Here is a 13,423-nt window from a genome sequence, read left to right as displayed (position 1 = left end):
GGCATAGGTGATGGCATGAGACTCCGCTCCCTCCTCTTCGTCCCCGGCGACCGGCCCGAACGCTTCGCCAAGGCCGCCGCCTCGGGCGCCGACGCGATCATCCTCGACCTTGAGGATTCGGTGTCGCTCGCGAACAAGGATGCCGCCCGCCACGCGATCGCCGACTATCTGGCGGGCACCCGCGAGGTGATCACCTTGGTGCGCGTCAATCCGCTCGACGGCCATCTGACCGCCGCCGACGTCGCCGCGATCATCGCCGCGCGCCCCGACGCGATCATGCTGCCCAAGGCCGAAGGCGCCCCCAGCATCCAGCAACTCGACACGATCATGCGCAGCGAATCCGCCGACGATGCGTCGCTACCAGCGATCCTGCCGATCGCCACCGAAACCCCGGCCGCCGTCTTCACCCTCGGCAGCTACCGCGAAGTGAAGGATCGGCTCGTCGGACTGACCTGGGGCGCCGAAGACCTGCCCGCCGCGATCGGCGCGACGACCAGCCGCGAAGCCGACGGCAGCTATACCGCGCCCTATGACGTCGCCCGCGCGATGACGCTCTTCGCCGCGCACGCCGCGGGCACCGCCGCGATCGACACCGTCTTTCCCGCGATCAAGGACGAAGCCGGCCTCGCCGCTTATGCCGCGCGCGCGCGGCGCGACGGTTTCACCGGCATGATGGCGATCCATCCGTCGCAGGTCGGCCCGATCAACGCCGCCTTCACCCCCGCCGCCGAGGAAGTCGCGCGGGCGCAGGCGATCGTCGACGCCTTTGCCGCCAATCCCGACGTCGGGGTGCTGCAGGTCGACGGCAAGATGGTCGATGCCCCGCATCTAAAGCAGGCGCGGCATATCCTGTCGCTGGCGGACTAAAGAACTTCGCACCCAATCTCCATTGGTGTCGAGCGAAGTCGAGACACCCTGAAGGCGGGGGTTTCCCAAGCGTGTCTCGACTTCGCTCGACACAAACGGGAATTTAGGCCGGCTTTCGCCCGAACGGCCGGTGCCGCCTGATCCAGGCCTTGCCCTTGTGCCAGTTCTTGCGCATCCCGCGCTCGGGGATCGCATCGAACATCGCGTCGGGGCTTTCGGGGTCGAGCAGTTCATGCTCGGCGATATATTGGTCGAACGGCCCCGGTTTGGTCAGGTCGAGCAGTTCGAGCGTCCGCCCTTCGCTCCCGCGTAACGCCTCGATCGCCGCAACCAGCGACCCGCTGCCTTCGAACGCGCGGCCGACCTCGCTCGGCTCGACCCCCAGATGCTCGGCGATCAGCGACTCGCGCAGCCGGCGGATCGTCGGCTCAACCCCGGTGTTCGCCGCCAACGCGGCATCGATCGTCACATCGCATTCGCTGTCGAGCCCCATCGAGCGGTTGTTCATGTTCGCCGACCCGACACGGATCATTCGGTCGTCGACGATCGCGGTCTTGGCATGGACATAGATGGCCTCGCCCCCCTCGGTATGCGGGACATAGACGCGCAGCCGGTCGCCATGCTTCGCCTTCGCGATTTCGCGCACCAACTGCACGCGCGCGGCGTCCATCGCCATCTGCTCCAGCCAGCCGTCAGCCTGCTTCGGCATCACCAGCACAAATTCGGGCGGATCGTCCTCGTTCAGCCGCTCGGCGATCGCGGCAGCGATCTTGGCGCTCGTGAAATATTGATTTTCGAAATAGATGAAGCGCTGCGCCGCCGCGATCATGTCGAGATAGAGCTGCTCGATCTCGCGGATTTCCTCATAGCCGTCATATTCGGCGCGGGTGCGCGAAATGGCGACATCGACCCCGAAGAAGTCGGCCTCGAGCGCTTCGGGCCAATTCTCCCCGTCGCCCTTCACCTCGCGCAACGGCTTCTTGGTTGCGCGCTGCCACCGCTCGTTGCCCAGTTCGGCCAGCGCATTGCCGACCGGCCCGGCGAGGATCATCGTCGAATCATGCCAGGGCATATAGGATTTATCGTCGGGATCGGTGCGGCGCGGATCTTCGTCGGAGTGGTCGCGCGTATCCCAGCGGCGCGCGGCGACGTCGATGCCGCCGCATACCGCCAGATGGTCGTCGAACACCGCGACCTTCTGGTGATGGCTACACCCGAACGGGTGCGCGCTGTCCATGCGAAAGCTGATCGAGCGCGTCAGTTTCCAGCGCGCGATCATCGTCACGATGGCGGGCGACAGATATTGCTTCAGTCCGCCGAAATTCCATCGCAGGATGTCGATGTCGCGATCGGGGGCATCATGCGCCAGCCGCAGCAGATAGTGGCCGAGCGCCTCGCCCTCGCCCTTCTCGTCGGGGCATAGGGCGATGCGCGGATCGAAGTCCCAGCCGATCAGCAGGATGCGTTCCTTCGCACCCGCCATCAACTCTTTGAGCAGCGCATAATAATCGGCGGCATCGACGATCATCCGCGCCTTGTCGGCGCGTTCGATCCGCCAGCAATTGCGGCCTTCGACAACGATCGGGGAAAGCGCGCCCTCGCTCATGGTCGCTGAGACGCACCGCAACCACTTTGGTTGCCCCGACCTGCAAAGACGCCATCAAGCAGCGTGGAACTGCTCCGGCGTCAGCGCCATCATCGCCTCGCTGCCCGCCTCGATCTTGCGGCGCAGCGCGCCCGCGTCGGGCATGAAGCGTTCGGCGAAGTGACGCGCGGTGACCAGCTTGGCCTCCATGAACGCCTTGTCGCCGCGCCCCTCGACCAGCGCCTTTTGCGCGGCCTCGGCCATCATCAGCCACATCGACCCGAGCGCGACGATACCCATGATGTGCATATAATGATGCGCGCCGGCGCCGACATTGTTCGGGTTCGCCATGCCGTTCGCCATGAACCACATCGTCGCGGCCTTGAGCTCGCCATTGGCCTTTTCGAGGCGTTCGGCGAAATCGGCGAGCTCGGGCACGTCCTTCGCCCGCGCGCATTCGCCGTCGACCACCGCGAACAGCGCCTGCACCGCACGCCCGCCGTTCTGCGCCAGCTTGCGCCCGACAAGGTCCATCGCCTGCACGCCGTTGGCGCCTTCGTAGATCATCGTGATGCGGGCATCGCGGACATATTGCGACATGCCCGTTTCCTCGATGTAGCCGTGCCCGCCGAACACCTGCTGCGCATTGGTCGCGACCTCATAGCCCTTGTCGGTGCCATAGCCCTTGATCACGGGGGTGAGCAGGCTGACGAGGTCGTCGGCCTGTTGGCGTTCCTCCTCGGTATCGGCGACATGCGCCAGATCGACCTGCAGCGCACCCCACAGGCACAGCGCCCGCAGCCCCTCGACCGTCGCCTTGCCGTCCATCAGCATGCGGCGCACATCGGGGTGGACGAACAGCGGATCGGCCTTTTCCTGCGGGTCCTGCGGGCCGGTGAGCGCGCGGCCCTGACGCCGGTCCTGCGCATATTGCACCGCGTTCTGGAACGCGATCTCGGCCTGCCCCAGCCCCTGGATGCCGACGCCGAGCCGCGCGGCGTTCATCATCACGAACATCGCGGCGAGACCCTTATTCTCCTCGCCGACCATCCAGCCGGTCGCGCCATCGTAATTCATCACACAGGTCGAATTGGCGTGGATGCCCATCTTGTGCTCGATCGACCCGCACAGCAGCTGGTTATGATCGCCGAGCGAGCCGTCTTCGTTCACCAGATATTTGGGCACGATGAACAGCGAGATGCCCTTGACGCTGTCGGGTGCATCGGGGGTCTTCGCCAGCACAAGGTGGATGATATTGTCGGTCAGGTCGTGCTCGCCCGACGAGATGAAGATCTTGGTGCCGGTGATCGCATGGCTGCCATCGCCATTGGGGACGGCGCGGGTGCGGATCAGGCCGAGGTCGGTGCCGCAATGCGGCTCGGTCAGGTTCATCGTCCCGCCCCACTCGCCGGAAATCATCTTGGGGACATAGATGGCCTTCTGCTCGTCCGATCCCTTGACGAGGATCGCCGCGACCGCGGCTTGGGTCAGACCGGGGTACATGGCGAACGCCTGATTGGCCGCCATGCGATATTCCTCGACCGGGAAACCGACGACGTGCGGCAGGCCCTGTCCGCCGAACTCTTCGGGCTGGGTCAGCAGCGTCCAGCCGGCGTCGCAATAGGCCTTATACGCCTCCTTGAAACCCGCCGGGGTGGTGACGCTGCCGTCTTCGTGGCGCGTACAGCCTTCGAGGTCGCCCGACAGGTTGATCGGGAACAGCACCTCTTCGCAGAACTTGCCCGCCTCGGTCAGCACCGCCTCGACCATGTCGGGGCTTGCATTGGCGAAACCCGGCAAATTGGCGTAGCGCTCGATCCCGAGCACTTCGTTGATCAGGAACAGCGTGTCTTGGACGGGGGCGCGATAGACGGGCATGCGAATTCTCTCTGCAAAACAGGGGTTGGTATCATGTCTTGCCCGGGGAGGCTGGATTGTCGAGCGTCAGTTCGCCTTTTGGCGCGCGTCGACCTTTTTCACCATGTCGATGAAGCGTGACAGTTCATCGACGGCGCTGTCGATGTCGTCCCGCTGGCTGCGGAGCAACGCGATGCGCTCCTGGCATTTTTCGATCGTCACCTGGCGCTGGGTCTTGCGGTCGTCGCCGACGTCGTACAGGTCGATCATCTCGCGAATGTCGGCGAGGCTGAAACCGGTGCGCTTGGCGCGCAGGATCCAGGCAAGCCGCGCCCGGTCGCGCTTCGAATAGATGCGCGACAATCCCTTGCGCGACGGGCTGATCAGCCCCTCATCCTCATAGAAGCGCAGCGCACGCGCGGTGACGCTGAACTCCGACGACAGGTCGGTGATGCTGAACTGTTCGCGGCCGAGGTGATCGGGCGTATCGATGTGGGCGTGGCCGTAGTCGTCGGTCATCGGAGGAGAATAGTTTCCGTTGACGTGAACGTCAAGGCTGGCGGAGCGGAGCGAAACCGGTGGATCAGGCGCCGCACGGCATGGTCACATTGCCGCGCTTGTCCTTCATCTGCAAGCGTCTTGCATCGCCCTCCGCCCAGCTCGCACGCGGCAGGCGCAGACCCGACAACGACGCGCGTTCGGGGCAGAGCTTGTCGCACTGCGACGGCAGCCCGCCGGGCAGTTGCAGCTCATCCTCTTCCTCGCGAACCAATGCGCTGCAGCCCTCGGCGCCGGCGAAATCGAGCCGCCAGCCTTCGCCGTCGCGAATGATGCGTCCGCTCGCCTCGCACGACAGGCCCGGGCCGAAGGCGGCGGTGACGGCGAAGCGCCAGCGGTCGGCGCCGTCGGGGACGACGCACATCGCGTCGCGGCCCAGATCGTGGCGCCGTTCGAACACGCCGGTCAGGTCGGTCGCCTCGGGCCGGACGATCCCGCGTTCGCGCGCCGCGATCTCGAGCGGATTGCCGCTATCGGCGCGCTCGGCGGCCTCGGGCGCGGGCCGCCCGCAGGCCGCGAGCAGCAGCAACAGCGCGCAGCCGAACTTACGCATCATCGTCGAGGAAGGTCAGCCGGCCATCGCTCTCGACGCGGCGATAGAAGCAGGACCGCCGCCCGGTGTGACAGGCCGGCCCCGCGGGGGTGACGCGGAGCAACAACGCGTCCTGATCGCAATCGACGCGCATTTCGACCATCGCCAGCCCGTTTCCGGATGTTTCCCCCTTACGCCACAGGGATTTGCGCGACCGCGACCAGAAATGGGCCTGCCCCGTCTCCTGCGTCAGCCGGATCGCGGCATCGTTCATATGCGCCACCATCAGCAAAATCCCGCTGTCCGCATCGGTGACGATCGCCGTCACCAGTCCGGCGGAATCAAAACGCGGGTCGAAGCGGTCGGTGGCATCACGGATATCGGTCATGAAAGGCGCTTTAGAGCAGGACAAATGCAACTGTCACGCAAGAGTCCAAATTGGGGGGGCGACAATTGCGATTCCCCTCCCTATATGCGCCGCAGTCACTGCCCCGCACAGCTGGACAAAAATGCTCACCACACACCCGTTCGATGACGACAAGCTCCGTGAGGAGTGCGGCGTCTTTGGTATTCACGGCGCCGAAAGCGCGGCCGCAGTCGTCGCGCTGGGCCTCCACGCGCTCCAGCATCGCGGCCAGGAGGCCGCGGGCATCACCGGCTTCGACGGCAGGGAGTTCCATACCCACCGCGCGATGGGCCATGTCGCGGGCAATTTCGACCGCGACGACATCATGCGCCAGCTCGCCGGCGCCTCGGCGGTCGGCCATGTCCGCTATTCGACGACCGGCGAAACCGCGCTGCGCAACGTCCAGCCACTCTACGCCGACCTGTCGACCGGCGGTTTTGCCGTCGCGCACAACGGCAATATTTCCAACGCGACAGCGCTGAAGAAGATTCTCGTCCGCCGCGGTTCGATCTTCCAGTCGACCAGCGATACCGAGGTGATCATCCACCTCGTCGCGACGTCGAACTATCGTACCCTGCTCGACCGCTTCATCGACGCGCTGAAACAGGTCGAAGGCGCCTATTCGCTGATCTGCCTGACCGCCGAGGGCATGATCGGCTGCCGCGACCCGCTCGGCATCCGCCCGCTGGTCATCGGCAAGCTTGGCGATGCCTTCATCCTCGCGTCGGAAACCGTGGCGCTCGACGTCGTCGGCGCCGATTTCGTGCGCTCGGTCGACCCCGGCGAACTGGTGATCATCCGCGACGGCGAACTCACCTCGCACCGCCCCTTCGCCGAACGCCCGGCGCGCCCGTGCATCTTCGAATATGTCTATTTCTCGCGTCCCGATTCGATCGTCGACGGGACGAGCGTCTATTCGGTGCGCAAGGCGATCGGCGCCGAACTGGCGCGCGAAAATCCGGTCGAGGCCGACCTCGTCATCCCGGTTCCCGATTCGGGCACCCCCGCGGCGATCGGCTACGCGCAGGAATCGGGCATTCCGTTCGAACTCGGGATCATCCGCTCGCACTATGTCGGCCGCACCTTCATCCAGCCGGGCGACAAGGTTCGCCACCTTGGCGTCAAGCTGAAGCATAATGCGAACAAGGCGCTGATCGCGGGCAAGCGCGTCGTGCTGATCGACGATTCGATCGTGCGCGGCACGACGAGCCTCAAGATCGTCCAGATGATGCGCGATGCCGGCGCGACCGAGGTGCATATGCGCATCGCCAGCCCGCCGACCCAGCACAGCTGTTTCTATGGTGTCGACACCCCCGAGCGCGCCAAGCTGCTCGCGGCGCAGATGACGGTCGGGCAGATGGCGAATTTCATCAACGCCGACAGCCTGTCGTTCATCTCGATCGACGGCCTGTATCGCGCGCTCGGCGAGGCCGAACGCAGCGACCGGGCGCCGCAATATTGCGATGCCTGCTTTACAGGCGACTATCCGACCACACTCACCGATTTCGACGAGCATGGATTGGAAGATCAATTTTCCCTGCTCGCCGAACGAGTTGTCTGACACCATGCATATTCAGTCTGAAGAATTGGCGGGCCAGGTCGCGCTCGTCACCGGGGCAAGCCGCGGCATCGGCGAAGCGATCGCCGAAGCACTGGCGGCGCGCGGCGCGCATGTCGTCATCACCGCGCGCACCGCGGGCGGACTCGAAGAACTCGAAGACCGCATCCATGCCGCCGGAGGCAGCGCCACGATCGCGCCGCTCGACCTCACCGACGGTGACAGCATCGCCCGGCTGGCGAGTGCGATGGCCGAACGCTGGCAGAAGCTCGACATGCTGGTGCTCAACGCCGCGATGCTCGGCACGCTGACCCCGGTCGGCGCGATCGACGGCAAGGAATTCAACAAGCTGCTGACGCTCAACCTGATCGCACAGCAGGCGCTGATCGCCAATTTCGACCCTTTGCTGCGCCGCGCCGCCAGCGGCCGCGTCCTCGCGCTGTCGAGCAGCGTGGCGCGCGAACCGCGCGCCTATTGGGGCGCCTATGCCGCGACCAAGGCGGCGCTCGAGACGCTGATCACCAGCTATGGCGCCGAAATGCGCAATATCTCGACCGTGCGCACCGCGATCCTCGACCCCGGCGGCACCCGCACCCAGATGCGCGCGCGCGCCTATCCCGGCGAAGATCCGCAGAGCATCAAGGACCCCGCGGCGGTCGGCGCCTTTGTCGCGCGATTGATGATCGACGGCTTCGACAGCACCGCCTTCCACGCGCTGCCCAAGGTGATGGCGGAGGCTTAACGCGATATTTGCTTTCGCGACCTAGGATGTCCGTTCGATACGGGTTTTCATGAAGGTTTCGGGAATGACCAGCGGACTTATTCGATCGGCGATTGCAACGATCGTCGGCATCGTCGTGGCGTTCGGCCTCATCCTGCTCTTCCAATATGCCAGCGCGAGCCTGTTTCCCGCCGGCTATGACACAGCGGTCTATGATGTTTCCGCCGAGGAAATCGAGGCGCCGCTTGGCACGACGATCGCGCTGATCATCGGTTGGTTCGTCGGCACCTTCGCCGGCGGATGGCTCGCCATGCGGGTGTCGGCAGGCACTGGCGCCGGCTGGATCGTCGCGGGCGCGGTGATGGGCGCGGCCATCTACCGTGCCTCTTCGCCCGTCGACGAATGGTGGATTTTTGCCCTGGCCGTACTCGTCCCCGCCGCCGCGGCCTGGCTTGCGCAGCGCGCGACGGGCTTCGCGACCCCGGCTACGGCTTGACCGCGGCGTCCTTGTCGACGGCCGCCTGCACCGTCTTGTAAAATGCCTCGCGCGCCGCGCCGACGCCCTCGGGATCGGTCGCGGTCGGCCAGTTGCCGTTCGACGCGATCACCAGCTTGCGCTTGGGATCGATGAAGATCCCCTGCCCGAAGATACCCTGCGCGGCGAAGCTGCCGTCGTCGTTGGTCCACCATTGATAGCCATAGCCGCGGCCCGGCAGGTCGATACCCGTCTGTTTGGTCGTGGCCGACGCGATCCAGTCGTCGGGCAGGACCTTCTGCCCGCCCGCAACGCCGCCGTTCAGGATGAACTGGCCGAAACGTGCATAGTCCTTGAGGCTCGCCGACATGCAGCAGCCGCTGATCTCATGCCCCGTCGGCCCGAGCATCCACACCGCATTCTGCTCCATGCCGAACGGCTTCCAGACCTTCTCCGACAGATAGGCGGACAGCGTCTTGCCCGTCGCGCTCGACACCAGCACCCCGATCAGATTGGTCTCGCCGGTCTTGTACACCCACTTCGACCCCGCAGGCGCTTCACGCGGCAAGGTCTTCATATAGCTGACGGTGATGTCTTCTCCCGCCACCGGTTTTTGCAGGTTGAACTGCGCCACATCGGATTTGGGATCGGTATAATCCTCATTCCATTTGACGCCCGAAGTCATCGTAAGCAGCTGCTTCACCGAGACATCGTCATAGGCCGAGCCCTTGAGCCCGGGGATATAGACGGTGACCTTGTCGTCGAGGCTCTTGATATAGCCGTCCTTCACCGCAGCACCGACCAGCGTCGAGGTGAAGCTCTTGGCGACCGAAAAGCTCGTCCAACGGCCCGCGGCGCTATAGCCGAGCGCATATTTTTCGAGCCTGATCTTACCGTCCTGGACAATGATCAGCCCGGCATTGCGCTGCTTGCCCATATAGGCATCGACATCGGCCCCGATATCGAGCGGCTTGCCCTGCGGCAAGGGATAGACCGGCCCTCCGGCTTCAACGGTGTTGACCACCACCTTGGGCACCGTCTCCATCGTGCGAAAAGCGGCGTCGCGTTGATCCTGGGTCCAGAACAGCACATTCAAATCCTTCGGCAGGTTGTCGGTTTTCGTGGGTGCGGGGGATGTGCATCCCGCCGTCGCGCACAGCAGCGCCGCCGCCATAAGTCTTCGCATGTATCGTCTCCCCCTGCTTGTTTTCAGGCTGTTTTTTCAAGCGTGACCTGGGCGACGTCGATGCCGCCGCCGCGAAAACCGCCCTCGCAATATTGCAGATAATAGCGCCAGAGCCGGATGAACCGCTCGTCGAACCCTGCGGGCAATTGCTGGCTCGCCACCGCCGCGTCGAAGCGTTCACGCCAGATTCGCAGCGTCTCGGCGTAATCGGGTCCGAACCGCCGCACATCGCGCCAGGCAAGCCCGCGTTCCTCGGCAAGCTTGCGGAAGCGGCTTTCGGATATCAGGCAGCCGCCTGGAAAGACATAGGCCTGGATGAAGTCGCTGCTCGCGGCATAGCGTTCGAACAGGGCGTCGTTGATCAGGATATACTGAATCGCGGCACGGCCACCGGGCCGCAACAGCCGCGCGACGGTGTCGAGATAGGCGGGCCAATAGGCCTGCCCGACCGCCTCGACCATCTCGACGCTCGCGATCGCATCATAGGGGCCCTGCGCATCGCGATAATCGCATAATTCGATCGCACTGCGCCCCGACAGGTCGACCTCGGAGAGCCGCGCATCGGCGATCTCCGCCTGCGCCGGCGAAAGGGTGATCCCGGTGTAGATCACATCGTGGCGTTCGACCGCCCGTTCGGCAAGCGCGCCCCAGCCGCAGCCGATTTCGAGCAGCCGGCTACCCGACCGCAGGTCGAGCCGGTCGAGGATCGCGTCGAGCTTTTCGACCTGCGCCTCCTCCAGCGATTGCGCCGCTTCCGCAAACAGCGCACTCGAATAGTTCATGCCAGTGTCGAGCCACAAGCGATAGAAATCATTGCCTAAATCATAGTGAGCATGGATGTTGCGCTTGGCGCCGCGGCGGCTGTTACGGTTGAGGAAATGCGCCGTGAGATTGAGCCAGCGCCACGGTCCGCGCGATCGTGCGGCATTGCCCAACGTCTCGCCATTGCGCATGAACAGGTCGAACAGCGGCACCGGGTCGGGCGAAGACCATTCGCCCTTGTCCCAGGCGCGGTACCAGCCCACCGATCCCGACAGCGCGAGGCGGACGAGGGCCGCCCAGCTGTGGACATGCACCACCGCGACCGGCCCGCGGCCTCGCCCCCCGAGAATGCGAATGCTGCCATCGGGGAGATGGGCTTCGAGCGTGCCCTGTTCGAGTCCGGCGTCGATCTTGTCGAGACGGCCATGGAAAAAGGCGGCGGGCGCTCGCGCCATCATCGAGGCGATCAGCCCGCCCGACCGAAAGGCGCGATCCGCCCGCAGCAACCGTCGGCCCCGCCCCGTCCTGACATGCGTGTTCATAGGGTCATCACTGCCGCAAAGCGGCGCGGCTGACAATCAATTGTCGTGCGCCTTCATGACGTCATACGCCGCAAGCGCCCGGGCCCGCGCCTCGCGATGCCCGATGAGCTTGGCGGGATAGCCCGACGGCCGTACCCCATGTTCATCCGGGTCGTGTACGTGATGTGCGTGAAGATCGAGCAATTCCGGCACCCATTCGCGAATATAGTCCGCCGCATCGAACTTCTCCGACTGCGTCAACGGCGCCATGATGCGCGGAAACATGTTCGAATCGATACCGGTGCCGGCGGTCCACTGCCAGTTGACGCTGTTGTTCCCGTAATCCGCGTCGACCAGCGTGTCCCAGAACCATTGCTCGCCGAGCCGCCAGTCGATCAGCAGATGCTTGATCAGGAAACTCGCCGCGATCATCCGCACCCGGTTGTGCATCCAGCCGGTCGCCCAGAGCTGGCGCATCCCGGCATCGACGATCGGATAGCCGGTACGGCCCTGTTGCCAGGCTTTGAGGTCGGTGTCGGCCGCCTTGCCGGTGCGCCAAGGGAAGTCGTCAAAGACCTCGCGGACGTTGCGACCGCCGTAATCGGGAAATTGCAGGATGACATTCTGCGCATAATCGCGCCAGCCGACCTCACTGAGAAACACGTCGACCGATCCGCCCGCATCGGCGAGCCGATGCCAGACATGGGCGGGCGAGACTTCGCCGAAGTGCAGGTGCGGCGAGAGACGCGAACTGCCCTCTTCGGACGGCAAGTTGCGGCGGCGGTCGTAATCGGCGGCTTCGTCGATGAAATCGGCGACGCGGGTGCGGGCGCCCTCCTCACCGGGTGTCCATTCGTTGCCGAACCCCGTCGCCCAATCGGGTGTGGTCGGGAGCAGGTTCCAGTCGGCGAGCGTGTCGGAGGCCGGCCATTTCGGCGGTGCGGCGATCTCGCGCGGGCGGTTCGCGGGTGCTGGGGGCGGCATGCGTTCTTTGAGCGCGCGCCAGAAGGGGGTGTAGATCTTGTAGAGGCCACCGGCGCCGCTGGTTACCGATCCGGGAGGCGCGAGATAATTGCCGTCGTGCCAGATCAGGTCGAGACTTTTGGACACGGCGCGCTCAGCGTTGCGCCACCAGGGCTCGTAGTGGCGCAGGCAGTGGACCTGCCCTGCCCCGCATTCATCGGCGATTTGGTCCAGTTGCTCGTCGCTCTTGCCGCGGCGCAAGATCAGCCGCGAGCCCTTTTGGCGCAGCGCCGCGTCGAGGCTGGCGAGGCTGTGGTGGAGCCACCAGCGCGAGGCGCCGCCCATCGCACGGTGTTTCGGCGTTTCATCGTCGAGGATATAGACCGGGATCACCGCCCCCCCCGCCGCCGCGGCGAGCAGCGCCGCCTGATCGGACAGGCGAAGGTCGCGGCGAAACCATACGATCGAGGGTGCGGTCAGGGTGTGGGTTCCGGTTTGGGGTCGACGATGACTTGAAACTGACCGCGGCTCAGCCGGTTCCCGAACCGCTGGTCGGACAGGATCAACCGGCCCTTTTTGTCGAACTTCGCGACCGGCATCCGCGACCAGAAGAGGAAGGCCTGCGCCGCCGGGCTGGTCGCCACCATCGGTGCGACGCGCGGGTCGTCCATGCCGGTCGGCATGCCGGTGATATCGACCTCGCCGCCCGAGCCGATGTCGAAACTCGCGCTGCCGTAACGCTCGCCACTGCGCCAGAAGACGTCGCGTTTCCAGAACATCAGCGGCGGTGGGCTGGCGACGACGAGCGCGTCGGGGTGGCCCCCACCGCGTAGCACCGCGGCGATTTCGCGCTCGGCGGTGCCGGTGATCAGGCCGTTGAAGAGGAAATAGCCGCAGATCGCGGTGAAACCGACCCAGGCGGGGCGTGTCCATGCCGCGACCTTCGCACGTTCGCGGCGCAGCGAGAGCCAGACCGACAGGCCGAGCGCGATCCAGACCCACAGGTCGATGATGAAGATGCTGTCGCCATAGAACCAGCGGTGGCTGAACGGTTCGAGCAGGCGGATGCCGTAATTGTTGAGCCAGTCGAGCGCGGGGTGACTGAGGCAGCCGATATAAGCGAGCGCGAGCAGCCAGCCCTTGTGGATGGCCAAGCGGCCTTCGGGGCGCTTGCCGCGTTTGGTCTGCCAGCGGTCGAAGCCAATCATCGCGATCCAGAGCAGGATCGGTAGCAGGATCAGCGCGATCGGGCCGTGGGTGATGCCGCGGCGCATCGACAGCGAGAGCTGGCCATAGACGGTGCAGGCGGCGTCGATATCGGGCAGGTTCGCCGCGATGATCAGCGTCGGCATCGCGAGGCCGGTCTTTTTCTTGAGCCCCATCTGGCCGAGCACGGCACCGACGAGGCTGTGAGTCAGATTGTCCATAGATC

The 13,423-nt window shown here is 65.1% G+C and carries 13 protein-coding genes; 4 read left to right on the top strand and 9 right to left on the bottom strand.

Annotated features, from left to right (window positions below; all coding sequences use genetic code 11):
* The first annotated feature begins 15 nt into the window (after positions 1 to 15).
* On the top strand, positions 16 to 867 hold the full coding sequence (locus AC3WS4_RS12990; RefSeq protein WP_492738111.1) for an HpcH/HpaI aldolase/citrate lyase family protein: 852 nt from the start codon (positions 16 to 18) through the stop codon (positions 865 to 867).
* Positions 868 to 970: 103 nt separating this feature from the next.
* Here the strand turns inward: AC3WS4_RS12990 and AC3WS4_RS12985 are convergent, their stop codons facing one another.
* The 5 genes from AC3WS4_RS12985 to hisI all read right to left on the bottom strand — a co-directional run bounded on the left by AC3WS4_RS12985 (position 971) and on the right by hisI (position 5,787).
* Positions 971 to 2,473, bottom strand: a complete 1,503-nt coding sequence (locus AC3WS4_RS12985) for a phospholipase D-like domain-containing protein (RefSeq protein ID WP_187141928.1) — start codon at positions 2,471 to 2,473, stop codon at positions 971 to 973.
* Between the two features lie 54 nt (positions 2,474 to 2,527).
* On the bottom strand, positions 2,528 to 4,330 hold the full coding sequence (locus AC3WS4_RS12980; RefSeq protein ID WP_492738113.1) for an acyl-CoA dehydrogenase C-terminal domain-containing protein: 1,803 nt from the start codon (positions 4,328 to 4,330) through the stop codon (positions 2,528 to 2,530).
* A gap of 66 nt (positions 4,331 to 4,396) precedes the next feature.
* Positions 4,397 to 4,828 (bottom strand): MerR family transcriptional regulator, encoded by a 432-nt coding sequence (locus AC3WS4_RS12975; protein ID WP_056347361.1) that lies wholly within the window; start codon positions 4,826 to 4,828, stop codon positions 4,397 to 4,399.
* Positions 4,829 to 4,892: 64 nt separating this feature from the next.
* Positions 4,893 to 5,420: a hypothetical protein gene (locus AC3WS4_RS12970; protein WP_492742816.1), complete on the bottom strand. Its 528-nt coding sequence runs from the start codon at positions 5,418 to 5,420 to the stop codon at positions 4,893 to 4,895.
* A complete protein-coding gene (gene hisI / locus AC3WS4_RS12965; RefSeq protein WP_492738117.1) occupies positions 5,413 to 5,787 on the bottom strand; it encodes a phosphoribosyl-AMP cyclohydrolase in 375 nt (124 codons plus the stop codon). The genes AC3WS4_RS12970 and hisI overlap by 8 nt, the downstream gene beginning before the upstream one ends.
* Before the next feature lie 121 nt (positions 5,788 to 5,908).
* Between hisI and purF the strand changes: the two genes are divergently transcribed.
* From purF to AC3WS4_RS12950, 3 genes are all read left to right on the top strand, one after another.
* Positions 5,909 to 7,366, top strand: a complete 1,458-nt coding sequence (purF, locus tag AC3WS4_RS12960) for an amidophosphoribosyltransferase (RefSeq protein WP_056347365.1) — start codon at positions 5,909 to 5,911, stop codon at positions 7,364 to 7,366.
* Between the two features lie 4 nt (positions 7,367 to 7,370).
* Positions 7,371 to 8,105, top strand: coding sequence for an SDR family NAD(P)-dependent oxidoreductase (locus AC3WS4_RS12955; protein ID WP_492738119.1), 735 nt, complete (start codon positions 7,371 to 7,373; stop codon positions 8,103 to 8,105).
* 64 nt (positions 8,106 to 8,169) lie between these two features.
* Complete coding sequence (locus tag AC3WS4_RS12950) at positions 8,170 to 8,580, top strand: hypothetical protein (protein WP_056347369.1); 411 nt, start codon at positions 8,170 to 8,172, stop codon at positions 8,578 to 8,580.
* Here the strand turns inward: AC3WS4_RS12950 and AC3WS4_RS12945 are convergent.
* The 4 genes from AC3WS4_RS12945 to AC3WS4_RS12930 are packed head-to-tail and all read right to left on the bottom strand — an operon-like array spanning position 8,570 to position 13,418.
* Positions 8,570 to 9,745, bottom strand: coding sequence for a serine hydrolase domain-containing protein (locus AC3WS4_RS12945; RefSeq protein WP_492738122.1), 1,176 nt, complete (start codon positions 9,743 to 9,745; stop codon positions 8,570 to 8,572). The two genes, AC3WS4_RS12950 and AC3WS4_RS12945, sit on opposite strands and share 11 nt — an antisense overlap.
* A gap of 23 nt (positions 9,746 to 9,768) precedes the next feature.
* Positions 9,769 to 11,049: a class I SAM-dependent methyltransferase gene (locus AC3WS4_RS12940; RefSeq protein ID WP_492738124.1), complete on the bottom strand. Its 1,281-nt coding sequence runs from the start codon at positions 11,047 to 11,049 to the stop codon at positions 9,769 to 9,771.
* A 36-nt stretch (positions 11,050 to 11,085) separates the two neighbouring features.
* On the bottom strand, positions 11,086 to 12,471 hold the full coding sequence (locus AC3WS4_RS12935) for a cryptochrome/photolyase family protein (protein WP_492739169.1): 1,386 nt from the start codon (positions 12,469 to 12,471) through the stop codon (positions 11,086 to 11,088).
* The gene (locus AC3WS4_RS12930) at positions 12,468 to 13,418 is read right to left on the bottom strand and encodes a metal-dependent hydrolase (RefSeq protein ID WP_056347375.1); all 951 of its coding nucleotides are present in this window, start codon (positions 13,416 to 13,418) and stop codon (positions 12,468 to 12,470) included. The genes AC3WS4_RS12935 and AC3WS4_RS12930 overlap by 4 nt, the downstream gene beginning before the upstream one ends.
* Between the last annotated feature and the right edge of the window lie 5 nt (positions 13,419 to 13,423).

The organism is Sphingopyxis sp. EU05-FHT14B03, from assembly GCF_058790875.1.
Note: the sequence above shows the minus strand (reverse complement) of the source record. Positions and strands in the feature narration are given on the sequence as shown.

Excerpts from the sequence above, each read along its gene's own strand:
- AC3WS4_RS12990 (WP_492738111.1), top strand. The coding sequence starts at position 16 with ATGAGACTCCGCTCCCTCCTCTTCGTCCCCGGCGACCGGCCCGAACGC.
- AC3WS4_RS12985 (WP_187141928.1), bottom strand. The coding sequence starts at position 2,473 with ATGAGCGAGGGCGCGCTTTCCCCGATCGTTGTCGAAGGCCGCAATTGC.
- AC3WS4_RS12980 (WP_492738113.1), bottom strand. The coding sequence starts at position 4,330 with ATGCCCGTCTATCGCGCCCCCGTCCAAGACACGCTGTTCCTGATCAAC.
- AC3WS4_RS12975 (WP_056347361.1), bottom strand. The coding sequence starts at position 4,828 with ATGACCGACGACTACGGCCACGCCCACATCGATACGCCCGATCACCTC.
- AC3WS4_RS12970 (WP_492742816.1), bottom strand. The coding sequence starts at position 5,420 with ATGCGTAAGTTCGGCTGCGCGCTGTTGCTGCTGCTCGCGGCCTGCGGG.
- hisI (WP_492738117.1), bottom strand. The coding sequence starts at position 5,787 with ATGACCGATATCCGTGATGCCACCGACCGCTTCGACCCGCGTTTTGAT.
- purF (WP_056347365.1), top strand. The coding sequence starts at position 5,909 with ATGCTCACCACACACCCGTTCGATGACGACAAGCTCCGTGAGGAGTGC.
- AC3WS4_RS12955 (WP_492738119.1), top strand. The coding sequence starts at position 7,371 with ATGCATATTCAGTCTGAAGAATTGGCGGGCCAGGTCGCGCTCGTCACC.
- AC3WS4_RS12950 (WP_056347369.1), top strand. The coding sequence starts at position 8,170 with ATGACCAGCGGACTTATTCGATCGGCGATTGCAACGATCGTCGGCATC.
- AC3WS4_RS12945 (WP_492738122.1), bottom strand. The coding sequence starts at position 9,745 with ATGCGAAGACTTATGGCGGCGGCGCTGCTGTGCGCGACGGCGGGATGC.
- AC3WS4_RS12940 (WP_492738124.1), bottom strand. The coding sequence starts at position 11,049 with ATGAACACGCATGTCAGGACGGGGCGGGGCCGACGGTTGCTGCGGGCG.
- AC3WS4_RS12930 (WP_056347375.1), bottom strand. The coding sequence starts at position 13,418 with ATGGACAATCTGACTCACAGCCTCGTCGGTGCCGTGCTCGGCCAGATG.